At 41.6% G+C, this 25,051-nt stretch carries 17 protein-coding genes and 4 pseudogenes; 10 read left to right on the forward strand and 11 right to left on the reverse strand.

From position 1 onward, the window contains the following. Positions 1 to 13 precede the first annotated feature (13 nt). The 7 genes and pseudogenes from P4S61_RS20310 to P4S61_RS20340 form a co-directional block, all read right to left on the reverse strand. Positions 14 to 1,249 carry an ABC transporter permease gene (locus P4S61_RS20310; RefSeq protein WP_145234192.1) on the reverse strand — a complete coding sequence of 412 codons (1,236 nt, stop codon included), beginning with the start codon at positions 1,247 to 1,249 and terminating at the stop codon, positions 14 to 16. After that, a complete protein-coding gene (locus P4S61_RS20315; protein ID WP_337119087.1) occupies positions 1,249 to 2,445 on the reverse strand; it encodes an efflux RND transporter periplasmic adaptor subunit in 1,197 nt (398 codons plus the stop codon). Before P4S61_RS20315 ends, P4S61_RS20310 begins: the two co-directional genes overlap by 1 nt. Further along, on the reverse strand, positions 2,442 to 3,602 hold the full coding sequence (locus P4S61_RS20320) for an efflux RND transporter periplasmic adaptor subunit (RefSeq protein WP_182757400.1): 1,161 nt from the start codon (positions 3,600 to 3,602) through the stop codon (positions 2,442 to 2,444). The genes P4S61_RS20315 and P4S61_RS20320 overlap by 4 nt, the downstream gene beginning before the upstream one ends. Then, a complete protein-coding gene (locus P4S61_RS20325; RefSeq protein WP_182757399.1) occupies positions 3,592 to 4,563 on the reverse strand; it encodes an efflux RND transporter periplasmic adaptor subunit in 972 nt (323 codons plus the stop codon). The genes P4S61_RS20320 and P4S61_RS20325 overlap by 11 nt, the downstream gene beginning before the upstream one ends. Continuing rightward, the gene (locus P4S61_RS20330; RefSeq protein WP_145234184.1) at positions 4,557 to 5,231 is read right to left on the reverse strand and encodes an ABC transporter ATP-binding protein; all 675 of its coding nucleotides are present in this window, start codon (positions 5,229 to 5,231) and stop codon (positions 4,557 to 4,559) included. The genes P4S61_RS20325 and P4S61_RS20330 overlap by 7 nt, the downstream gene beginning before the upstream one ends. Positions 5,232 to 5,548: 317 nt before the next feature. Next, positions 5,549 to 6,001: an NfeD family protein gene (locus P4S61_RS20335; protein ID WP_145234181.1), complete on the reverse strand. Its 453-nt coding sequence runs from the start codon at positions 5,999 to 6,001 to the stop codon at positions 5,549 to 5,551. An 18-nt stretch (positions 6,002 to 6,019) separates the two neighbouring features. Then, a pseudogene (locus P4S61_RS20340) lies at positions 6,020 to 6,973 on the reverse strand (SPFH domain-containing protein). 389 nt (positions 6,974 to 7,362) lie between these two features. On the opposite strand from P4S61_RS20340, the pseudogene cas6f reads away from it, so the two are divergent. Then, positions 7,363 to 7,521, forward strand: a pseudogene (cas6f, locus tag P4S61_RS20345) (type I-F CRISPR-associated endoribonuclease Cas6/Csy4); the annotation flags it as partial. 879 nt (positions 7,522 to 8,400) lie between these two features. Then, positions 8,401 to 10,402: pseudogene (gene tkt, locus P4S61_RS20350) on the forward strand (transketolase). A gap of 107 nt (positions 10,403 to 10,509) precedes the next feature. Here the strand turns inward: tkt and tal are convergent. After that, the gene (gene tal / locus P4S61_RS20355) at positions 10,510 to 11,463 is read right to left on the reverse strand and encodes a transaldolase (RefSeq protein ID WP_182739555.1); all 954 of its coding nucleotides are present in this window, start codon (positions 11,461 to 11,463) and stop codon (positions 10,510 to 10,512) included. Positions 11,464 to 11,701: 238 nt separating this feature from the next. On the opposite strand from tal, the gene P4S61_RS20360 reads away from it, so the two are divergent. From P4S61_RS20360 to P4S61_RS20395, 8 genes and pseudogenes are all read left to right on the forward strand, one after another. Beyond that, complete coding sequence (locus P4S61_RS20360; protein WP_149980043.1) at positions 11,702 to 13,354, forward strand: ribulokinase; 1,653 nt, start codon at positions 11,702 to 11,704, stop codon at positions 13,352 to 13,354. Beyond that, a pseudogene (locus P4S61_RS20365) lies at positions 13,351 to 14,053 on the forward strand (L-ribulose-5-phosphate 4-epimerase). Before P4S61_RS20360 ends, P4S61_RS20365 begins: the two are co-directional and overlap by 4 nt. A gap of 22 nt (positions 14,054 to 14,075) precedes the next feature. Continuing rightward, complete coding sequence (araA, locus tag P4S61_RS20370) at positions 14,076 to 15,575, forward strand: L-arabinose isomerase (RefSeq protein ID WP_149980044.1); 1,500 nt, start codon at positions 14,076 to 14,078, stop codon at positions 15,573 to 15,575. An 88-nt stretch (positions 15,576 to 15,663) separates the two neighbouring features. Further along, positions 15,664 to 16,254: an HAD family hydrolase gene (locus P4S61_RS20375; protein WP_337119088.1), complete on the forward strand. Its 591-nt coding sequence runs from the start codon at positions 15,664 to 15,666 to the stop codon at positions 16,252 to 16,254. Positions 16,255 to 16,469: 215 nt separating this feature from the next. Beyond that, positions 16,470 to 17,537: an aldose epimerase family protein gene (locus P4S61_RS20380; protein WP_246175459.1), complete on the forward strand. Its 1,068-nt coding sequence runs from the start codon at positions 16,470 to 16,472 to the stop codon at positions 17,535 to 17,537. Next, positions 17,537 to 19,504 (forward strand): glycoside hydrolase family 97 protein, encoded by a 1,968-nt coding sequence (locus P4S61_RS20385; RefSeq protein ID WP_337119089.1) that lies wholly within the window; start codon positions 17,537 to 17,539, stop codon positions 19,502 to 19,504. The genes P4S61_RS20380 and P4S61_RS20385 overlap by 1 nt, the downstream gene beginning before the upstream one ends. Then, positions 19,476 to 21,446 carry an RICIN domain-containing protein gene (locus P4S61_RS20390; RefSeq protein ID WP_337119090.1) on the forward strand — a complete coding sequence of 657 codons (1,971 nt, stop codon included), beginning with the start codon at positions 19,476 to 19,478 and terminating at the stop codon, positions 21,444 to 21,446. The genes P4S61_RS20385 and P4S61_RS20390 overlap by 29 nt, the downstream gene beginning before the upstream one ends. Positions 21,447 to 21,861: 415 nt before the next feature. Further along, positions 21,862 to 22,626, forward strand: a complete 765-nt coding sequence (locus P4S61_RS20395) for a substrate-binding periplasmic protein (protein ID WP_337119091.1) — start codon at positions 21,862 to 21,864, stop codon at positions 22,624 to 22,626. Positions 22,627 to 22,915: 289 nt separating this feature from the next. Here the strand turns inward: P4S61_RS20395 and P4S61_RS20400 are convergent, their stop codons facing one another. The 3 genes from P4S61_RS20400 to P4S61_RS20410 form a co-directional block, all read right to left on the reverse strand. Further along, entirely contained in the window at positions 22,916 to 23,335 is a 420-nt protein-coding gene (locus P4S61_RS20400) for a hypothetical protein (protein WP_337119092.1), read from the reverse strand. Between the two features lie 113 nt (positions 23,336 to 23,448). Continuing rightward, positions 23,449 to 24,276, reverse strand: a complete 828-nt coding sequence (locus P4S61_RS20405) for a carboxylesterase family protein (protein ID WP_337119093.1) — start codon at positions 24,274 to 24,276, stop codon at positions 23,449 to 23,451. A gap of 4 nt (positions 24,277 to 24,280) precedes the next feature. Further along, a complete protein-coding gene (locus P4S61_RS20410) occupies positions 24,281 to 25,042 on the reverse strand; it encodes a carboxylesterase family protein (protein WP_337119094.1) in 762 nt (253 codons plus the stop codon). Positions 25,043 to 25,051 lie beyond the last annotated feature (9 nt).

Raw genomic sequence — 25,051 nt, forward strand, 5'->3', positions numbered from 1 at the left:
ACTAACATTCGAGTTAATCACTTTGCAGTGCTTCAATAGGATCAAGCTGTGACGCTTTGATCGCGGGGTATACACCAAAAATAAGGCCGACTAACGCACAAATACTAAACGATAGCACGATGGCGGTCATTGACCACGATACCGCCCACTGCGAATACATAGAGATAATTTCAGACAAGCCAATACCAAATACCACACCCAGTAAGCCACCTAAAATAGAAATGGTAAAGCTCTCGGCAATAAATTGTATCCGAATGTCTTTTTGTGTTGCACCAATAGCACGCAGTAAGCCAATTTCTTTAGTGCGTTCAAGCACCGTCGCCAACATGATATTCATAATACCGATACCGCCAACCAAGAGTGAAATGCCTGCCACGCAGGACATCACAATATTAAATATTTGCTGGGTTTGTTTTTGCTGGGCTAATAACGCGGCAGGAATAACTAATTCAAAATCATCAATATCACTGTGGCGATTTTGCAGTAAATGTTCCAGTGCTTGTGCGGCAACAATTGGATCAACCGATTTATCAATGGCTAGTTTCAAGCTGCTGACTTCACTATCAAGTAAGCCACTTTCAAAGCGGTGTAATGCAGTACTAAGTGGAATAAATACTTGGTTTTGTTCGTTACCAAGTTTGACTCCTTGAAATTCTTTTTTCTTTAAATAAGGCGCTTGTAAAATACCGACTACTTTAAACCATAAGTGGTTAATTTTTATTTGTTGACCGAGTGCGTCACCTAACGGAAATAGTTGCTTGGCAGTATTTGCGCCAAGCATTGCCACTTGAGCAAACCGTTGTTGATCGTTTTTATTTAATATACGCCCAGCAAATAGTTGAAAATGTGACAGCTGAAAATAATTAGCGCTTACACCTACGGCATTGGCGTCGCTGTTATTGTATTGGCTAAAAATATGATACGTCTCGATGGTTTTTTGTGCGGCAAAATCGGTAACAAAAGGCAGCGAGTCGTGGGCAACTTGGGCATCACGCAGGCTTAAACCGGCCGAGTGCTTACGTTGCTCTTTGAGTTCTTTTTCATCGAACTCTTTGCCATTAACAATCAAATTATATAACCCCATAGAGTCAATCATTTTCATGGCTTCACGTTCAGCACCTTCACCAATATTGAGCATAGCAATGACGGCACCGACACCAAATATCATCCCTAATAAAGTCAGTAAAGTACGTAACTTATGCTGTGCAAGCTCTAAGGCGGTGTCGATAAATAAAGTTAAATATTTCATCAGATGTCCTTTATATCAATGAGTGAGATCACATCATTAGCAGCTAAACCTGCGAGGATCTCTACATGACTAAGGTTATGTTTGCCTAATAAAACGGTCTTTTTGACAAATTCGCCAGCTTCTTCAACATAAACATAATGCGCATTTTGTTCGGTAAAAACACTTTGTTTGGGTACCACTAAACGCTCACTTTGCGGTGTCACTAAAATAGTCGCATTGAGTTTTAAACCCGGGCGTAAAGCGTTATTTTGCTGATTTATCGTTGCTTTTAGCTCGTAAAATTTTTGTGGATCGCCGCGTTTTATTGATTTAGGAAACGGCGATACCGCGATTAACTCGCCGCTAAATTGCTGCTCAGGCAATGCAATAAGTTTGAATGTAAGTGACTGACCTACGGATAAATCGATTGCTTCACGTTCAGACACATATAACATCAACTGCATTTGGCTAACATCAGGCAGTGCTGCTATTTTTTGACCAGGCCATAAGGATTCACCCGCTCGCGGTTTTTCGCCGCGCCAATTAGTACTATGGGTTAATAAGCCATCGTGAGGGGCGATGATCTCAAGCAATGATAGGTTAGTGTTCAACGTTGCTAATTTTTGTTTGTATTGGTCTTCTTTCATTTTTAATAACATCAACTCTCCGGTGGCACTTTGCTCAAAACGGCCAGTTTGCCAGTCGTAGTAGTTATGTTTTGCATTTAAAAACTCAACATTTTGTTGTGACTCTAAAATATCTAATTTAGAGCGAATGCGTTCATCTTCAATTGAGTAATCTTCGGCAAATTGCTTTTCTTCATTAACCAATACAATATCGTGCTCTAAAATAGTCTTATCTTTATCTATTTCTCCTGATTTTTGTGCTAAATCTTGCGCAGCTAAAGCCGTTTGGTTGGTGTTCTTTTGGCTTTGCCGACGCATTTGTTCGCCATCAAAACGAGCAATGACCTGACCTTTTTTAACTTGGCTATATTCTGGCATTAACCACGCTAAAGTTTGTGGCCCACGGCTTGATGCTGGCGCAACAATTAGGGTTTCATTTGCTGCTATCAAATGCCCTTTGGCTTCAACCTCAGTTTTAAAACTGTGTTCACTAACCGTATAAGTGAGCGCGTTTTGAATTTCATGTTCTTCTGAACAACCGCTGATAAATAAAGCCGTAACGATTAAGCTAAGTGCAAAGCTCGTTTTCATAATTTTACCTCGTCGCCTAGTTGTAGGCCGCTTTTAACTACGGCGAGATTATCGGTAAAGTGACTTATCTCTATAAATTGTTTGTTATTTTCAGTGGTTGTAACATAGGGACCTTGTTGATCATATTGCAAACTGGTTAAAGGAATACTTAATACCTGAGGTAAGCGAGCTGTGGTGATCTCTAAGCGCGCAGTAAGTCCTGGGCGAATAACACTGGTGTCAATATTATCAATACTAACAATGGCATCCACAATCCGACGCTTATCTTGATATGACTTTTCTCTAAATACACGACCCAAACTCTTTATTTTCCCTGACACAACTAGTTCGCTACTGCCATCAATGGTTATTTTAACGGTTTGCCCTGGGGCAATTTTACCGCTGTCGGGTTCATCGATTTGTGCTTTTACTTGCATATTTTTAAGTACAGCAAGCTCAATAACAGGCTGACCAAATTGCACACTTTCACCAATGGATGACTTTTCACCTTCATAATTGGTTTTATAAATTACCAGCCCATCAATTGGGGCTTTTACCTTAAGACGTTCAATATCTTGTAAATACCCGTCTACCTCACTTTGCAGCCGTGCAACTTTGCTTTGCACCATTTTTAAGTTTAGTTCTTTGCTCTGTTGCTGAAACGTTTGCTTACTTTTAGCAAGCGTTAGATCGTTGTTTGCAATAGTAAAATCAATTTGTGACTTTTTACGTTCAACTTCAGAACGAGATTGATCAACAATCTCTGCTTTGCGTTTAGCTTTATCGTAGTTCATTTTCATTTCGGCAACGCTGAGGGTCAGTTCTTGCTCTTTGATAAGCTCTTTATTTTGCGCATTTTCGAGTTGTTTTTTTGCTCGCTCTAATGAAGATTGTTTGTCGATTAGCTTATCGCGAACTTGTTTGTCGTCAAACGATACCACCACTTGGCCTTTTTTAACTTGGGTGTTCTCCGCTAGCATAGTCTTAATTTGGTATTGCCACATACGGGCAACTGACGGCGGGGCAATGATCGCACTGGTTGATGACTCCAGTTCGCCATTGGCATTAACCGTGATAGCAATATCACTCTTTTTCACTAGATAATGTTGTTGCTCATCGTCATTACATGCAGTTAATAGCAACATACTCAATATTATGCATAAAACGTTATGATTCATCAGAGTCTTCTCCGATTGTTAATTTTGCACTCATGCCCGGTAACAGTTTTAAATTCTGAGCGTTAAAGTTAAAGCGAGTTCTAAAGTAGGCATCTTTGCCCCACTGAAGGCGTTCTTCTGGCTGAGTTGAAATTTCGCTTAAAGTCGCATTGAGCGGCTGTTGTAAATAGGCGTCAAATAACAATTGCGCTTGTTGGCCAAGTTGTAAATGTTGATAATCAATTTCGTGTACCCAGGCTTCAATGTAGAGTTCACTCATGGCCGGTATTTCGACAATTTTCCAGCCTGGTTGGGCTGTCATACCAACAAATGCTTTTTCGCCATTCCACGGATGGTTTGCATATAAAACGGGCCCTGTACGCTGTGCCTTAATGCTCATACTTGCCAGTTGCGTTTTATTGTATGCAAGGTCTGTTTTTAGTTGTTCAATAGTCAGTAACTGCTTATTGCGCGCAACGGTATTTTCAGTTTTAACTTGGCTGAGTTCTTCGGATGATTTTTGTTTATTGATCAGGGCTTTTTCAAGTTCGAGCTGATTTTTTTGATAATCATAGGTACTTAAGTTAGCGTGTGGAATAGCAGCATCAATACGGGCACGCGCTAGTAAAAGCTCAGTGCGCTTAAAGTTAAACTCAGCTTCTATTTGTTTTTCTTGATTGCTAGTGGTGATCCTAAGCAGCTCTTCTTCGGCGGCCTCCAAACTTACTTCATCTTGTTCAATTTCAGTGGCAATTGAGCCGCTATCAAACACCACAACAACATCATCTTGTTGCGCTATTTCGCCTTCTTTCATCATCCATTGCACTTGTACTCGCCAATTGTCTGATTTTGGAGCATAAAAAATTTGCTTATCGCTGGCTTTTAGCTCACCGCTGAGTAACAAACTTTGCGCATTGCTTGAGAAAGCTAAGCTGTAAAGTAATAATCCTAAACAGGCTTTGAAACATTGACTTTTTAACATCCGCTATCCTCTATGACTATGCCATCTTTCATCCGAATAATTCGCTTAGCATAAGCAGCAATATCTTCTTCATGGGTTACCATGACCAAAGTATGTCCTTGTTGGTGGAGTGAGCAAAGCAACTGCATAATTTCATGAGACGTTTTACTATCGAGGTTACCCGTTGGTTCATCAGCAAAAATGACTTTTGGCTCATTTACTAGTGCTCTGGCAATAGCAACTCGTTGCCGCTGACCACCGGACATTTCAAATGGTTTATGGTGTGCGCGATTTTGTAAGCCAACCTTATCCAGCATCGCCATAGCGCGCTCACTGGCTTGCTGTTTTGGGGTGTCAGTATAACGCAGTGGCAAAGCCACATTTTCTTGAGCACTAAGGCGAGTTAATAAGTGAAAGGTTTGAAATATAAAGCCAATTTTTTTATTGCGGATAGCTGACAAACTTTCGTCATCTATTTCTTTAATACTTTCACCAGAGAGCAAATAACTGCCTGAGGTTGGTGTATCGAGACACCCAAGGATATTCATTAAAGTCGACTTCCCTGAACCGGAAGCGCCCATCACGGCGACAAACTCACCTTCTTTAATATGTAATGAAACATTACTTAATGCAATGACTTGCGTTTCGCCTGCACCATAAGTACGGCAAAGATTTTCGACCCTGATCATACAGTTACTTTTGTTTTTATTATTATCTGATTGGTTAAACTAGCGAGTTTTATAGCGAGACACAAGTCCAAATCTAGTAGTTAAATATACGTCTATTTGCAGCCTTTAATTGTTTTAACATTTAAAGGCTAATTAAATCATCATCAGTTAACAATTGCGTGGTTTTATATTTCATTTATTGCGTTTTAGCTAAGAGTTGTGCGGGTTTAGCGAATATTTTTTGTTACAAAAAAGCCAAGTAATTCGATAAAAAACTACTTGGCTGGCTTTATGGTAAAATCATACAGCATATTCAGAGTGTTATACCCACATCTAGGTTAAATTGCTGCAACCCACATAACACCGACTTCTTTTTTTACCACTTTTACATGGGTGCCAGCACTTAGTGGTTGCTGGCTTTTTAGTTTCCAGCTCACTCCGGAATACGAGTAGGTACTAACACCTAACTCATCAACATCGCTAGTGAGCACAAAATCAAGCTCTGCAAAGTCACTTTTCACTTCTTTATTATCAACATTATCTTGCATGCGTTTTAGCGGTTTCCATAGTAAAACAGCGCATGCGGCGGTGATCAAGGTGTTACTCCAAAGTGCGGTGGTTAATGAGTCTTCTAACAGCGCGAAGTTCATCATTAATCCAGTTGCAAATAATGATATACCCAAAAACAACAATATAAAGGTCGACATTCCCAGCACTGCCACTTCAATTATCAGTGCCAGTACACCTAAGATCATCAGTGTTTGGGCTAAATTATTGGTAATGAACTCCATAGTTTGCTCCTTTACAGCTTAACCTTTTTGTTTGGTATTTAAGGTATTAATAATCGACATTGCTTGCGCTACCATAGAGCTGGCATCGGTGCCGTTATCGGGTAGTAAAACAACAGAGGACTCTTTGGCGATAGCTTGCTTAGCTGCAATGGCTTTTGTAGCAAGGTCTAACTGAATTGCTTTTTGACCTTGCTCAGTATCCGCCGCTTCACCGACTTTACGCAGTGCATCAGCTTGTGCTTGTGCAACAGCAGTAATGGCTTGGGCTTCACCTTCTGCACGGAGGATTTGCTCGGCTTTTTCTGCTTCAGCGGCTAGTACCTGCGCTTGTTTTTTACCTTCAGCGACATTGATATTAGCTTGACGATCACCTTCTGATTCTAAAATTTGTGCACGTTTAACACGTTCCGCTTTCATTTGGGCTTCCATCGCTTCCATTACTGATTGCGGTGGCACAATATCTTTAATTTCATAACGTAATACTTGAATACCCCAAGGATCTGCGGCTTGGTTAATTGCCGCAACAATATTAGTATTTAGTACATCACGTTCTTCAAAGGTTTTATCCAGCTCCATTTTACCAAGCTCTGAACGCATCGTTGTTTGCGATAATTGCGTAACGGCAAACACATAATCATCAACGCCATAAGTGGCTTTGTATGGATCCATCACACGGAAATACAATACACCATCAACAATCAATGAAATATTATCTTTGGTAATAGCAGATTGCGACGGCACATCTTGCGCTTGCTCTTTTAAGCTACGATCAGCGGCAATACGATCAACAAACGGCACAATAAAGTTTAGGCCTGCTTCTTTGGTTGATTGATACTTACCAAAACGTTCAATGAGCCACGCACGGTTTTGCGGCACTAAATTTAACACTACTTTTTAGCAGTACTAAAACAAAATGAGTAAAAACGCCTCAACAGTGAATAACATGTTGAGAACTTGCGTGATCGGGTCCATAGATACTCTCCTTTAATAGTGGCCAATATGGCATGTCACATATTTATTTAATTTATATACTTATAAACGTGACTAACCCTACATTACCATTGAGCTGCAAGCCCAGCTAGTGAAAAATCGTGACAAAGTATGTCGGTAAGTTAATTACGATAGCAATATTATGGTCATGTTTTGTGAAGATGCGCACAAAAGCATGTTTAATTTTTGATTTAAAGCAAATCGTTCAGGCCGAAAAGGAAGTCTGCTTGTGGTCCTCTGAGTTAATTTAAGATTAGCAAACTCAAAGTGAATACCTTAGATGGTTAAACTCACCTCTATGTAATGATAAAACCCGCGCCACGTTTAGCCCAAAACAACGTACACATTTTTTCAAACAATGTAAATATGTACTTGGTGCTGCTGATAATCCTTACCTAGATTTGTTCAGTGGTTCAACAGAACAAGTGCATCGCAAATTCTTTGCGTTTAGTGATTTAAAAGATAAACCTATTGATGGTAAATTTGATTCTTATGGATTAAGCAAAACCGCTACCGTACCTTGGTTTTAACCCTTTATTTTTTCTCTTTAAAATTTTCTATAAAAACAATGGGTTATAACATGTCGTTTTTGATAAGGTAAAATAGTAATATTTAACCTAATGGCTTGTTGTAACTTATTTTTATGCTGATATTCTATAGTTTACTGCCGGACAGGCAGCTTAGAAAAAAACTCAGGTGTTATTTTTAACTTGTGAGGTTTACTACCGGACAGGCAGCTTAGGTGACGAGGGACCGAAACGGAGTTTCGCAGCCTGAGGAAGTGAGGTCATGGATGACCGATGTAACCAAGCTCCATGGATGGATTCAAACGCCGATGTTAATTTAACAATAGTTCACTGCTGCACAGGCAGCTTAGGTGATGAGTGACCGAAACGACTTACCGAATAAAGAGTGCAGCCTGAGGAAGTGAGGTCATGGCAGATTTTTGTTCCCGACAAAATCTAAGTACCTAAATCCATTTAGGTAATGACCGATGTAACCAAGCTCCATGGACGGATTGTTAAACCTTTGGTTTATTTGAAGTACTGTCGCGCCAGTAAGCTTAGCGCCTACGACACAGACAGCTTAGGTGGCGAGGCAGTGAAACGAGTTTTTTGATCACTATTCGGCGCTAAAGCGCTCTTCTACAAGCCACACTACGGATGTTTACGGCGACGATATGCTTAACGTGCTAAGCACGAGCTACAAATTATTTCATGGTTTCTCATTTACCCTCATTGTCTGTTTTTTGTGCAAAAAATCGTTAAGTTCTAGGAAAATGATTTGCAGAGCTGCATTTGTATGCGCTGAAGAACTGTTTTTAGCGAGTTCGGGCGATTTCTGATTGCTATTTATATTACATTTTGAGATATTATTTATAATATAATATTAACAGGAAATAGTAACAGATGACTCTTCCCAGTTCTCAATCTGCAAATGCAATTCGCATGCTTGCTGTCGATGCCGTTCAAAAAGCTAATTCAGGTCACCCAGGTGCACCAATGGGGATGGCCGATATTGCTGCTGTTCTTTGGCAAAACTTTCACCGCCACAATCCATTAAATCCTGATTGGCCTAACCGCGACCGTTTTGTGTTGTCAAACGGCCATGGCTCTATGTTGCAGTACGCATTACTACATTTAAGTGGTTATGATGTCAGTATTGAAGACATTAAACAGTTTCGCCAACTGCATTCTAAAACGCCGAGGTCACCCAGAGTATGGTTATACACCTGGGGTTGAAACAACTACAGGGCCACTTGGTGCTGGTATTGCCAATGCTGTTGGTATGGCAATTGCTGAAAAAACCTTAGCTGGACAATTTAATAAACCACACTTTGATATTGTAGATCACTTCACTTACTGCTTTTTAGGTGATGGTTGTTTGATGGAAGGTATCTCTCATGAAGCATGTTCATTAGCGGGTACTTTAAAGTTAGGCAAACTAATCGCTTTTTGGGATGACAATGGCATCTCAATTGATGGCGAAGTAGAAGGCTGGTTTACTGACGATACCCCAAAACGCTTTGAATCATACGGTTGGCAGGTTATTAGTGGCGTTGATGGTCACGATATGGCCGCGATTGCCAGTGCTATTGAAGCTGCGCAAGCTAACCCAGATCAGCCAACGCTGATCTGTTGTAAAACGGTGATTGGTTTTGGTTCGCCCAATAAATCGGGTAGTCATGATTGTCACGGTTCACCACTGGGTAACGATGAAATCGCTGCGGTTCGTGAGCAACTAAATTGGCCACACCCAGCATTTGAAATTCCTCAAGATGTATATAATGAGTGGAATGGCCAAGCCAAAGGCCAAGATTTAGAAAGCGCATGGCAACAAACCTTTGCCGCTTACAGCAAAGCACACCCAGAGCTGAGTAAAGAATTTAACCGCCGTGTAACGACTAAATCATTACCAAGCAACTTTGCAGAAATTGCTGATCAATACATTGCAAAATGCCAAGATGAGATGCAAAACATCGCAACGCGTAAATCATCACAAAATGCGATCACCTTTTTTGCCAAGCAGTTACCTGAATTAATGGGCGGCTCAGCTGATTTAGCTGGTTCAAACTTAACTTTATGGCCTGACGCGAAAGGTTTGCAAGATGATGCTGCGGGTAACTATGTATTTTATGGCGTACGCGAGTTTGGCATGAGTGCGATAATGAATGGTATTGCGCTGCATGGCGGCTTTATCCCATTTGGTGCAACTTTCTTAATGTTTATGGAATACGCGCGTAATGCTGTGCGTATGGCGGCGTTAATGAAAGCGCAAAGCATTTTTGTGTACACCCATGATTCAATTGGTCAAGGTGAAGATGGCCCGACCCATCAGCCAATTGAACAAATTGCTAATTTGCGTATGACGCCAAATATGTCGACTTGGCGCCCATGTGATGAAGTTGAAACAGCGGTTGCATGGAGTCAGGCTTTAATCAAAGAAGCTGGCCCAAGTGCATTGATCTTTAGCCGCCAAGGCACTAAAGCAATGCCGCGCACTAAAGAGCAACTAGCGAATGTTGCTAAAGGTGGCTATATCTTAGTTGATAGCGAGCACACACCTGAGCTGATCATTATTGCTACTGGTTCTGAAGTTGAGTTAGCGGTAAATGCAGCAGCTGCTCTAACCGCACAGGGTAAACAGGTTCGTGTTGTATCTATGCCATGTACCAATCAGTTTGACTTGCAAGATAAAGCCTATCGCCAGAGTGTATTACCTGTTGGTATTGCTAAAATTGCGGTAGAAGCTGCGCATAGCGATTTTTGGTATAAATATGTTGGCCAAGATGGCGATGTACTAGGTATGACTACCTTTGGTGAGTCAGCGCCAGGACCAGTTCTACTTGAATACTTTGGCTTTACTGTGAGTAACCTTGTTGCTAAGGCTAATGCGTTACTAGACGCTTAATTGTTTTGAACTTGGGTTAAAAATTTACCTGAACAAAAAGCCCGCTGATTTAATTAAATCAGCGGGCTTTTTTATTTGCAGAATTGATTTTATATAACGACTGAAGCTTAGATCAGCTCAGCTAGAATGGCTTCTAGTTTTTCTTGGTCAATTGCAAATTGGCGAATACCTTGGCTTAGTTTTTCTGTAGCCATGGCATCTTGATTCATTTCCCAGCGAAATGCTTGCTCAGTCATAGGCGTTGGCGGGGCAACTGTTTCAGTAGCAGCAGTCAGTTGACGCGCTAATGGGGCATCTGTTGCGGCTAGTTCTGATAATAGCCCTGGGCTGATAGTTAATCTATCACAACCTGCCAGTAATTGGATTTCGCTGATGTTTCTAAAGCTTGCACCCATAACGATGGTTTTATAATCGTGCTTTTTGAAGAAGTTATAAATATGTGCAACAGACTGTACGCCTGGATCATTAGCACCGCTAAAATCGCTATCAGTTTGGTTTGCTTTATACCAATCAAGAATACGACCAACAAAAGGCGAGATTAAATAAGCACCTGCTTCAGCACACGCACGAGCTTGAGCAAATGCAAACACCAACGTTAGGTTACAGCGAATACCTTGTTGCTCGAGTACTTTTGCTGCTTGAATACCTTCCCATGTAGACGCCACTTTGATCAGTACGCGCGAGGTATCAATATCTTGCTCTTTATAGAGCGCAACAAGCTCAAGGGCTTTATCAATAGTTGCTTGAGTGTCAAACGATAAGCGCGCATCTACTTCGGTAGACACTAACCCTGGCACTTGAGCCATTAAATTTGCACCAATTAGTACCGACAGTTTGTCAGCAGCTTTGCTGATCACCAGTGCATTGTCACTTGTTTGTTGCTTAGCCCAAGCAACGGCTTCAACAGCCAGTGGGCGGTATTTTTCAATTTTAATCGCATTGAGCAATAACGATGGATTGGTAGTGGCATCTTGCGGCTTATATTGATCGATTGCTTCAAAATCACCGGTATCAGCAACCACAGTGGTCATGGTTTTTAATTGTTCTAATTGGCTAGACATAGACATCCTATTTTCATCATACAAAATAAATTAACGGCTTTTAGCATTGCTTATGACATGGTTTAAGCCCTTTATTAGTGCAAAACATTAGTTTAAAGGGCACAGGTGTCACGAATATTTCAGAATAAATCTGTTAATAATATTTTTATAATACCTTTACAACCCGTCATTATTGATATTATCATACAAATAACAGTAATGACTAACATTGTTAGTATCCAATTAGTGAAAGGTATTTATGTCTCGTTATACATTGGGCTTAGATTATGGCTCTGATTCAGTAAGAGCACTGCTTGTTGATGTAACCACAGGTAAAGAGCTGGCTAGCCATTTAGTGAATTATCCGCGTTGGGCGCAAGGTTTATATTGCGATCCAAGTAAAGATCAATTTCGCCAGCATCCACAAGACTACATCGACAGCTTGATTGAGGTCGTCAATGGTCTATGGCAACAAGTACCTGCGGGAACTGCGGATAAAGTAATAGGTATGAGCTTTGATACCACAGGCTCAACGCCAGTGGCGATTAATAGCCAAGGCACGCCTTTAGCGCTGACTGAAGAATTTGCTGAAAACCCTAATGCGATGTTCATTCTTTGGAAAGACCATACGTCGATTAAAGAAGCGAATGAGATCACCAAAGCCGCGACCAATAACGAGGTTAATTATCTTTCACACATGGGCGGCATCTATTCATCAGAATGGTACTGGGCTAAAGCATTACATATTTTTAGAGATGATGCGGCTGTAAAAGCGGCAACTTACTCGTGGGTTGAGCATTGTGATTGGATGACGGCATTGATGTGTGGCACCACTCACCCAGAAGTATTAACACTGGGACGCTGTGCAACGGGCCACAAACAAATGTGGAATGAGCAATGGGGTGGTTTCCCACCAAATAGTTTCTTCAGCAATATTGACCCATTATTAGATGGTGTGGTTGATACGCTTAATGCAGCAACCCAACCAAGTGACCAAGTCGCTGGTAAATTAACAGCGCAATGGGCTGATAAACTTGGTTTATCACAGAATGTAGTTGTAGGTTACGGTGCGTTTGACTGTCACATGGGGGCAGTTGCTGCCAATGTGCGTCCAGGTGTTTTAACTAAAGTAATGGGTACTTCAACTTGTGATATTACTGTTACTTCAAAACAGCAACTTGGCGATACCTGTGTTAAAGGTATCTGTGGTCAAGTAGATGGCTCAGTGATCCCAGGCATGATTGGCCTTGAAGCGGGGCAATCTGCGTTTGGCGATTTATACGCATGGTTTAAAAACCTAATGCTGTGGCCAACTCGCCAGTTAGCAAATTTAAACGACGTTGAACAAAGCTTGATCAATAAAATTGAAGACTCAATTTTAGTTGATTTATCAAAAGCTGCCAGTGCGTTACCGGTTAAAAATACCGATGTAACAGCACTTGACTGGGTCAACGGTCGTCGCACACCTGATGCAGATCAAAGCGTAGCAATGGCCATGACGGGCATGAAAATGGGCACTGACGCGCCGCAGTTCTTTAAAGCATTAGTTGAGGCGACGGCCTTTGGCGCTCGTGCCATTACTGAACGCTTTCAAAATGAAGGCGTGCCGATTGATTCAGTAGTGGTAATTGGCGGCATTTCAAAAAAATCAGATTACGTAATGCAAACCTGTGCGGATGTATGGAACTGCCCAATTGACGTACTTGAAAGCGAGCAAAGCTGTGCACTTGGCGCTGCAATTATGGCTGCTGTTGCTGCAGGTGAATATGCAACGGTTGCTGATGCGCAACAAGTTATGGCGTCTGCCGTGTGTCATCAATATTTACCTAACCCTGAGCGGGTTGCTGTTTATGATGAGCTATACGCTAATTATCAAGCCCTTGCACAGTATGTTGATGGAGCAAAATCATGAGCTACACAGAGTTAAAGCGTGAAGTATTTGAAGCTAACATGGAATTACAACGTCGTGGTTTAGTAATTTATACCTTTGGTAATGTGTCGCAAATTGACCGCGACAAAGGCGTGATTGCGATTAAACCAAGCGGTGTGTCGTATGACCAAATGAAAGCTGAAGACATGGTGATTGTTGATTTAGAAAACAACATTGTTGAGGGAAGTATGCGCCCATCTTCAGACACCAAAACCCATATTCACTTATATCGTCATTTTAATGAGATCGGTGGTGTTACCCATACGCATTCAACTTACGCAACAGCATGGGCACAAGCAAAGCAGAGCATTCCTTTGCTTTGGTACGACTCATGCTGATTATGTGCACGGTGACATTACCTGCACCCGTGAACTAACCGATGCGCAAGTAAATGGCGATTATGAGCTTGAGACCGGTATTCAAATTACTGATGCTTATAAAGACCGCGACCCAAAAGCAGCACCTATGGTGATTGTGGCAGGGCACGCACCGTTTACGTGGGGTAAAGATGCAGCGCAATCTGTGTATCACGCGGCGCTGCTAGAAGAAATTGCTCGCATGGCTTACTTAACTCGCACGCTTGATCAAAATGCAGCTGCGCTTAAGAAGTCTGTGATGGATAAACATTATTTAAGAAAACACGGTAAAGATGCCTACTACGGCCAAAGTAACCGTGGCTAACCAGTACAAGAGGAATTTATATATGCCGTCGTCAATGAAAGAAGTTTGGTTTGTAACTGGGTCACAACATTTATATGGCCCAAAAGTGTTAAATACTGTTGCAGATAATAGCGCTGCAATTGTTGCTGGTTTAAATAGCGAAGCTAATTTACCAGTTAATCTAGTATGCAAGCCAACGGTAAAAACACCTGAAGAAATTCATGCGGTTTGCCAAGCAGCAAACACAGATCCTAACTGTGTGGGTTTAGTATTGTGGATGCATACATTCTCACCCGCGAAAATGTGGATTGCCGGTTTAAACGAATTACGTAAGCCATGGTTACACCTTCATACACAATTTAATGCCGCGTTACCGTGGGCTGACATTGATATGAACTACATGAACACCCACCAAAGTGCGCATGGTGATCGTGAGTTTGGTTTTATTGGTACTGTAATGCGTAAAGAGCGTAAAGTAGTGGCTGGTCACTGGCAACGTGCTGACGTGCAAAAGCAAATTGATGATTGGTGCCGCGCAGCTAAAGGGTGGGCTGAGAGCCAAACACTTAAAGTGGCACGTTTTGGCGATAACATGCGCCAAGTTGCGGTTACAGAAGGTAACAAAGTATCAGCACAAATCACGTTTGGTTATGAAGTACACGCCTTTGGTGTAGCTGAGCTCGTTAAAGTTGTTGATACCGTGACAGATGCTGAAGTCGATGCCCAGCTTGAAGTATACAAAACTGACTATGTGATCAGCGATGAAACGTTGCAAGATGACTACAAAGTATCGATGCTACGCAACGAAGCGCGTTTAGAGCTTGGTATGGAACGCTTTTTAGAAAAAGGTGGCTTTAAAGCATTCACTAACTGTTTTGAAGACTTGTCAGGTTTATCTGGTTTACCTGGACTTGCAACGCAGCGCTTAATGGCAAAAGGCTATGGCTACGGCGGTGAGGGCGACTGGAAAACAGCCGCTATGGTACGCATCATGAAAGTAATGGGTGAAGGCCGTGAAGGCGGTTGTTCATTTATGGAAGATTACACGTATAACATGGGTGATACCGACCAAGTACTAGGTGCTCACATGTTAGAAGTATGTCCATCGATTGCAGCGCAAAAACCACGCCTTGAAGTTCACACGCACACCATCGGTGTGAAATGTGATGTGGGCCGTTTATTGTTTACTGCTAAAGCCGGTGCTGCGATTAACGTTTCGCCAATTGATATGGGTAACCGTTTCCGTATTTTGATCAACGAAGTAGATACAGTAACGCCACCGGCTGAATTACCGCATTTACCAGTTGCATCAGCATTGTGGGAACCAAAACCGAATCTATCAGTGGCGTCTGCTGCGTGGATCCATGCAGGTGGTGCACACCATACTGCGTACAGCCAAGCTGTTACAACCGATATGATTGTTGATTTTGCTGAAATGGCAGGTGTTGAAACGATGATTATCGATGCTGATACCAGCATCCGTGGTTTCAAAACAGAGCTACGCCACAATGCAGCGTATTACATGTTAAAACGTGGGCTTTAATCACCTATAACAGCAGTGATCTAAGTTAACTAAATAAGCCAACTTTATAGTAAAGTTGGCTTTTGTTTTCTAAGACTTTGGAGTACACATGCTCGATCTCACAAAATACCAAGGCATTATTTTTGATATGGATGGCACGCTTATCGATTCGATGGGCTCTCATTTACAAGCATGGGAGCTGACCTGCCATGCATTAGGTTATCCGTTTGACTATGACTATATGTATAGTTTAGGTGGTGTACCAACGCTTGCTACTGTTGATATTCTCAATGAAAAATATGGACTTAGTCATGATCCTGATGAAGTTGCCAAGCAAAAATACCAATTTTGGTTAGGCTTAAACCATCAGCCAGAAATCATTACTGAGACAGTCGATGTATTAAACTATTACCATGGCAAAATGCCTATTGGGGTAGGTACTGGCGCGGACCGTGCGCATGCCATTGAGCATCTAACTCAAACAGGGTTAATCGATAAAATAGACGCATTAGTTACTGCCAGTGATGTTCGCCACGGTAAACCACACCCAGAAACTTTTTTAAGCGTAGCCAAACAAATAAACATTCAACCACAAAATTGTGTGGTGTTTGAAGACACGCAAATAGGCTATCAAGCAGCTCAGGCTGGTGGTATGGACTGCATTTTAGTCAAAGACGGCAAAATACAACTAAAAAGTTAGGCGAATAAATTTGCAATCGATCACTATATTGTATTATAAAAGTATAAATACAATTATAATAAGGTTATTGTCATGTCATTGCAATGTGTAACTCAGCGCCTAACAGCGGTTCATCAGTCGTCAACATCGATTAAAAAATTATCTCGCGGTATCTTTGCAATAGCAGTGTCCTTTGGGATTGCTTTAACCCCGCGTGTGCTCACCAAGGAGACAATATGACCAATTCACCTTCTGCATTACTGCACGCTTATGGCAAGCTGGCAGACCAAACTCCGATCAACCAAGTTACCCTAACCAATAGTAATGGCGTGAGCGTTGATGTGATCAATTATGGCGGCATTATTACCCGTATCGAAACGCCAGACAGCAATGGCAACATGGGTAATATTGTTTTAGGTATGGATAATTTAGAAGATTACACTAATGCAACCACATACTTTGGCGCGATCATTGGCAGATTTGGTAACCGTATTGCTAATGGTAAATTTAGCTTAAACGGCACAGACTATCAGCTAGCAACTAACGATGGTGCTAACCATTTACACGGCGGTGTGCAGGGCTTTGATAAAAAAGTCTGGACCATGGCGCCATTTAGTACAGAAAACAGTGCGGGTGTTACACTTAGTTTAGTGAGCCCTGATGGTGACCAAGGTTATCCTGGAGAGCTTACAACACAAGTTACCTACACACTGACCAACAAAAATACTCTAGATATGCAATTTGTGGCAAAAACAAATAAGCCAACCATCATCAATATGACCCAGCACAGTTATTTTAACTTAGCCGGTAAGGGCGATATTCTCGATCATCAAATGCAAATCAACTCAAACGCAATCACCCCTGTGGATGGCGGTTTGATCCCAACGGGTGAGTTAATGCAAGTGGCGGGTACACCGTTTGATTTTAGAAATCCAAAAGCAATTGGTAAAGAAATTAATGTGGATGATGAGCAGCTGAAGCTTGGTAAAGGTTATGACCATAACTTTGTGCTGAAAAACAAACCTAATCATGATTTGATTGAAGCAGCTAACGTTTATGAGCCAAGCTCAGGTCGAACCCTAACTGTGTATACCGAAGAACCTGCGGTACAGTTTTACTCAGGTAACTTTTTAGATGGAAGCAGTAAGCAAGCCTCTGGATTAGTTCATAAGCAGCGCAGTGGTTTTTGCCTAGAGCCACAGCACTTTCCTGATGCACCGAATCAGCCAACATTCCCAAGTACAACTTTGATGCCTGGTGAGGTTTATTCAACGCGTATTGTGTATGAGTTTGGCACTAAGTAATGCACTTCGTTAATCAAATAGGGCTGCTGTTTGCAGCCTTAGTGATAACAACTGTGGCGCAAGCGACTGAGGTTGCGACTATTCATAGCCCAGATCAGCAGTTAGCCGTATTGGTTGATTTAGATGAGCAAGGACAGTTAAGTTATCAAGTACAGTCAGGTAGCGATAAAGTAATTGAGCCATCTTTATTAGGTATCACGCTTAATAATACCGATTTTACTAAAAAGCTTAGATTATTAGCCGTTAAACAACAGCCGACAGTGAATGATAGCTACCAGCTTTTTACTGGTAAGCAACAGTTTGTTGATTACCAGGCTAACAGTACGGTTGTTAGCGTGACTAATCAGCAACACGAAACATTGAATGTTCGCTTTCAAGTGAGCAACGATGGGGTTGCTTTTCGCTACGAGTTAGATGGGGTGTCCTCGGATACGCGGGTCGTTATGAGTGAACAAACGGGTTTTAACTTTCCAAGTGAAACCGTTGCGTGGTTACAGCCTAAAGCGCAAGCGCAATCTGGCTGGATGAACACTAACCCTTCTTATGAAGAAGAATATTTACAAGCGACAGCATTAACGACCCCTGCAATAACCAATAATGGCTGGGTGTATCCGGCATTATTTAAGCACCAAGATCAGTATATTTTAATCTCAGAAGCTGGTGGTGAAGACTATTACAGTGGTACTAATTTAACCAATAATAGCCAAGGGCAGTTTAAGGTTCGTTTTCCTGATCAGCGTGAAGTTACTTCTAATGGTGGCTATTTACCAGAGCATACACTGCCGCTGTTATCGCCTTGGCGTTTATTGGTAATTGGCACGTTGCAAACGGTTACTGAGTCTACTTTAGGGACTGACTTAGCCCGACCAAACCAGCTAACTAACACTGATTTTGTTAAACCAGGGATTGCTGCTTGGAGTTGGGGGTTATTAAAGGATGACTTTACAACCTTTCCTGTGCAAAAACAGTTCATTGATTATGCAGCAGATATGCACTGGCAATATGTATTGATTGATGCGGATTGGGATCAAAAAATAGGCTGGGAGAAAATGCAGCAGTTGGCAGCCTATGCTAAGCAAAAAAATGTTGATTTATGGGTTTGGTATAACTCATCAGGCGCGTGGAATAACACGGTTTATTCTCCTAAAAGTGCATTACTAACGCGTGCTGATCGCATTAAACATTTTGCAAAACTTCAAGCTATGGGAATTAAAGGCATTAAAGTCGACTTCTTCCCGGGTGATGGTTCATCTGTGATGGCCTATTACGAAGCTATGCTGAAAGACGCAGCAGCACATCAGTTAATGGTCAATTTTCATGGCACCACTTTGCCAAGGGGCTTGCAGCGAACTTATCCTAATCTAATGACCTCCGAAGCAGTAAAAGGCTTTGAGATGATAAGCTTTTTTCAAGCATTTGCCGATAAAGAAGCGCAGCATGCAGCGACCTTAGTGTTTACTCGGAACGTGTTTGATCCAATGGATTTTACACCTATGGTACTTGGTGATATTCCTAATATTGAACGCAAAACCAATAATGCCTTTGAGCTCGCGCTGCCGATTTTATTTACATCTGGGGTACAGCACTTAGTGACAACGCCTGAGCAAATGACGAAAGTTTCAGAACCAGTAAAAGCTTATTTGAAATCGCTGCCTACTCTGTGGGATGAAACAAGGCTCTTGCAAGGCAGCCCAGGTAAGCATGTGGTGATGGCGAGACGTTCTCGCTGCAACTGGTATGTTGCAGGTATTAATGCGCAGGATAAAGCTATTACGTTAGATATTGACTTAAGCTTTAGTAACTTCAGTTCAGCCCAGCTACTTAGCGCAGGTAAAAAATTAACACAGGTTGAGGCGCAACAGCTCAACTCAAAACTGTTTTCTATAAAATTAAACCCCAATAGCGGGTTTGTTATAATAACTAAGGGTGATAACAACAATGAATGCACAACATCACTTGCGCACTAAATTAAAGCGTACTGCTAAAGCAACAGGCCTTGTAGGTTTATTCGCTTTGTCATTAAGCTCACTTACAGGGTGTGAATCTACAACCCGCGCAGACACACAACAAACACAAGATGCAGCACCAATCGCGAGCGCAAAAGCACCCACGCAAGATGATGGCGTATTCACTAATCCATTATTTCCTAATGGTGCCGATCCATGGCTTGAGTACTGGGATGGTAACTATTACCTAACGACGACAACATGGACATCTGAATTGGTGATGCGTAAATCACCTACTTTAGCAGGACTTGCCGATGCAACCCCAGTAAATGTATGGTCAGCGACCGATCCTGCGCGTTGTTGTAACTTTTGGGCGTTTGAATTTCATCGTGTTAAAGGCCCTGACGGCTACCATTGGTACATGATGTATACAGCAGGGACTGATGGTACTTTAGATAACCAACATCTTAATGTATTAGAAAGTGCCGGTGACGACCCAATGGGTCCGTATGAATACAAAGGCGCACTCATGCCTGATGTATGGAATATCGATGGTAACTACCTAAACTATAAAGACAAACTGTATGTGATCTACTCACAGTGGCAAGGAGATCAACAGTTAAACATTATTGCTGAAATGGAAAACCCGTGGACATTGAAAAAGAATTCACCGCACACGGTGATCACACGTCCTGAACTCGATTGGGAGATCAGTGGCCGTAAAGTTACCGAAGGCGCTGAGATTTTACAGCATAACGGTCGCACGTTTATGACTTACTCAGCAAGCTTTTGTAACACCCCAGACTACAAGTTAGGGATGTTAGAACTTGTAGGTGATGATCCGCTTGATGCAAACAGCTGGAAGAAGTTTGACGAGCCGGTATTTGAGCGGACAGATGAAGTATTTGGCCCAGGCCATAATGGCTTTTTTACCTCACCCGATGGCAGTGAAGACTGGTTGGTATACCATGGCAATGACTCAGTAGAGCATGGTTGTAGTGCCACACGTTCTTTACGTGCGCAAAAATTTACTTGGAATAAGGATGGCACGCCAAACTTTGCAAAACCTGTTACACCGGGTGTTGAAGTTGCTCCACCATCAGGTGAATACGGGCCACTTGTAACTCGTGTGCAAGGTCAGCGTTATAACTTAGTTAATGCAACCAGCGGTTTATGTTTAGATATTGCAGCGGATCCTCAAGATGCGCGTGCCGTGCAACGCCAATGTGCAAGCACCAATGGTCAATGGGTGATTGATGCCACCACAGATGGTTTTGTACGTTTAGCAAATCGTGAAGACAGCAAGTTTTTAGAGCTGGCTAATTGCAGTGATGCTGATAATGCGAAAACACAATCTGCGGCATGGCGTAACAACTTTTGCCAACAATGGAAAGTTGCCCCAAGCACTGATGGAAATGTCACCATTACGAATCGCTACACTGAAAAACCATTAGCCGTAGCAGGGTGTTCAGCCGCGCAAAATCAAGCGGTTTTACAACAAGGTAAAGATACTGCATGTGCTGATTGGCAGTTACAGCCTGTAGGCAGTGTCGCGGTAATGAGCCAACAAAGTGGTAAAGCATTGAGCGTTGCAGGAGCTGTTAAAGCAGGTACTAATGTTGAGCAACAAGCGTTTACTCACAGCGACGCCCAACAATGGTTCTTTGCACCAACAGACACAGGCTACGTTGCTCTAAAACAAGACCTAGATAGCGATTATTGCGCTGCTGTGGCAAACAATGCTTTAGTGCCTGGCGCTAACGTTGAAATGGCTTCGTGCGAAACTAAAACAGCACAATGGCGCATTACTCCTGTTGCAGGTGGCGGGGTGATGTTGATCAACCGTTACACAAAGCAAGCGCTGGGTTTAAGTGATTGTGGCCTTGCAGATAAAACTAATTTTGCACAACAACCTGATTTAGGTAACAAGTGCCAAATTTTCCATTTACGCGAACCAAAGTAAATGTAAATAAGCGTTCGACTCTCACCAAGCCACTGTTTCGATAGTGGCTTTTTTATGCGTATGTAGTGTGCGTTTTAATTTAATTGACTTGCATTTGAATAGTCGTGTTATTGCTATCATTAATAAAGTGCACTCGCGGCCTGTACAGTTAGTATTTTTAATAAAGTGTCAAAAGTTAAGCGATTAACTCAATATCAAAGGTGGTTGTATTTTAAGCTGTTGTCGCTAATTTAATTAGTGTAAGGTGACGCAGCAAAGGTACAATTTGATTGTCCATAATTGTAAGATACAGTGAACCAAGTGTAATGTTAGCATAGGCTGTTAATATGTAAGGTAAAGCCAAAGATAATTATAAAATAAACTTAAAAAATAATGCTTTTTATAGATAGAAGCAGACACAGGAATAGGAAGCCTCATGATATTAAGAATGATTTTATTGAGTTTATTGTCAAATATAAATGCAAATGCTCAGGACCCAGAGCCTGAGCTTACAATTTTGTTGAACGACTGGCCACCTTATAATTTTAACAAAGGTGGTAAGCTAGTTGGTATTAGCACAGAGTTAGTAGAAGCCGCGCTGCAAAAAGCGAACATCAAATACAAACTGTTAGTTTATCCTTTTAAACGCGCTTTATACACTGTCCAGGAAACCCCTAACACTTTGCTTTTTACAGTAGCTCGCATTCCTGAGCTCGAAAATATGTATAAATGGAATGGCCCTTTGCACACCAGAGAGGTATATCTGTATAAATTAAATTCCCGATCTGATATGCAGATCAACAAAATCGCAGATATCAAACAATATAAAACTAGTGTGCTGATGGGCGGTTCAGTTGAGCAATTCCTTAAACGTAATCACTTTCAAGAAAATATAGACTACTATGTTACTGTTAATTCAGAACAAATATTAAAAGCTTTATTTAAAAAAAGGACAGATCTGATCCCTGGAGATCCATTAGATTTAGCCTATCAAATGAAAACGCTGGGCTATGATCAGTCAGCAATTGAAAAAGCCTATTTACTGTCGAACGAAGGTGGCTATTACATGATAGCTAATAAAAAAACATCAGATGAAATGATAACAAAAATTCAGAAATCTTTAGATGAAGTGCTTGCATCAGATAAGAAAGATAAAACTATCGAAAAGTATCTACAAATAAAAAGCGGTTCCTTTAACTAAAAATCTATCGATTAAACAATCACTAATTATTTTGGTGATTAAATTGCAAAGCTTATTGCGCCTGGTAGCAGAAGGCATTTTAATGGCCGATTTACTTTTGTCAGTAAAAATTGCTGTAGCAAGGAAATACGAGTGCACCAATCTGCCTAGCGATTGGCCAGTTTTTATAACTCATAATTATGCCTAATTGTTGATATTGCGCTTATTTAAGTATAGCTAAAAACACGATTGCTAATAATAGAATATGAGCAGTACTACAATAGTAACAACTAATCGCGATTTCAGTTGATCACACCATGGCACTGACAAGTGCACCTGTGTCGGTAATACCAGCTTCTTTCATCGCTTCAGCGATGGTTTGAACTAACGAACCCATTTGAGCTTGCATTGATACAATCATATTAGTTTGCGCTTCGACTTGTGCTTTAACAGCTTCATCTTGCTGGTTATCTAGCGCTTTTAACTTTTCGAGTTGCTCTTTTTGTTGTTCAATCTGTTCTTTGATTTTTTTCAGCTGTTCGATCATTTTAGCGATATGATCGGGCATATCTGAACTGGCCTCTTTTTCTGCTTTCTCTTTAGTTTCCTGGCCTGATATATTGTCTAACTCTTTTTCTGATAAACGATAGCCAGTAGTATCGTTACTTTTTACCGTAGACTCTGATGGTGACGCAATTGGCTGTCCCAGTGGTTTATGTATCTGCATCATGGCTCTTTATAATGTGATTTAATCATACTTATCGGCTGAAAGAGGCGTTACTAAAGGGAGACATGTAAATAAAAGCCAAATATTAATTTGGCTTTTATTTGGATAGTTGTAGACTAGCGAACTTGGTTAGCCCACTTTTCACCGGCTGGTGTGCGGCGCCATTTAAAATACTGATCAAGTGTTTCTAGCGCTTGTTTGTCGGGCACTGGGCCGACTTTTGGTTGCTGTTGAAAATACATAGTGCTGGGTTTGTCATTATTAAAAGCAGGCCAATTTGGTAATGCATCGTCATTTGGATTGCCATTTTTGGCAAAGTTAGTCCAGTAGGTTGCCATTATATCTGACATTTTTAAATCATTTTTAGTTACATTCGGATCTGCTTTATTAAGGTTTTTAAACATATAGGCTATTTCATGACCGTGGCCAGAGCCATGATCTTCGTCTTTGGCATCAGGTGTACGTTTAGGGTGGTGATCGAAGTAATAAAGATATGCTGGGGCTTTACCATACTGAGTTTGTAATTTAGCCCAGCTCCAGGTATGCCAACCAAATGCGGCATCACGTACTAGGTTTCGAGCACTGCGAGGGATGCTATTTTTTGCAACAGGGTAAGCTTCAAGTAAGCTAGGCGCAAATTGACCGAAACGAGTCTTTACTCCATCAACAAAATTATTAACATCAGGGTCCCACACAAAGCTAACGCCTTCATCGGAGTTATAACCAACTAAGGCAGGTACATCATTAAACTTGCCTTGCTGATAGAGCTTATATTGGTCGCCTTCGATCACGTAACCGTCAACAATAGGCCAGCCACCTGGTTGCGACCAACCTTTTGGTATAAAGGTGTCTGCGCTCATTTTACGCAGCTCTGCAATTGAAGTTGTGCCAAACTGTTTTACATAGTCGAAACCTTCTGCTTGAGCTTGTTGTAGAGTCGACATGTTTTCACCGTAGGTAATTTTTTATGCGAGTAGGGCCGAATGAACCGCCACTTTGCGAAATTACTTTGTTAAATAGACCACTTGCTAATGGTGAAGCTGCAAGCATACTAACTGATATACCGCCTGCGGATTCTCCTGCAATGGTGACATTATTAGCATCACCACCAAACTCAGTAATGTTTTGCTTAAGCCACTTTAAAGCGGCAATTTGGTCTAGCAACCCATAATTACCTGATACCCCTGCTGGGCTTTCTTTGTTAAGCCCTGGGTGAGCTAAAAATCCTAATTGACCAACACGATAGGCAATAGACACTACTATCACTCCTTTATGAGCAAGTTCACTACCATCAAAAATGGGGTCAGATGAACTGCCAAAGCTAAAGCCGCCCCCATATATCCATACTAATACAGGGAGTTTATCTGCGTTCGATTCTGCCGGTGTCCAAATATTTAAATATAAGCTATCTTCACTGACTCCAGATACAGGGTTGCCTGCTTGTATTGGGGCAGGGGCATACGCTTGTGCTTTACGTACACCTTGCCATTTTTCAGCCGGTTGCGGGGCTTTCCAACGTAATTCACCAACGGGGGGTTTAGCAAAGGGCACGCCTTTAAATACGGCTAAGTTTTGCTGCGCTGTGCCTTCAAGTTTGCCCTGTGTCACGCTGACTTGGGTAAGCGGAACGGCGTTGACAGTGGTCACTGTTGCGGTTGTTGCAGTAAAAAATGCAGCACATAAAAGCCGCTTAAGTGTTGAGGTGTTCATAATCATTCC

This window comes from Pseudoalteromonas sp. B160, assembly GCF_037162485.1.
Lineage (GTDB): Bacteria > Pseudomonadota > Gammaproteobacteria > Enterobacterales > Alteromonadaceae > Pseudoalteromonas > Pseudoalteromonas rhizosphaerae.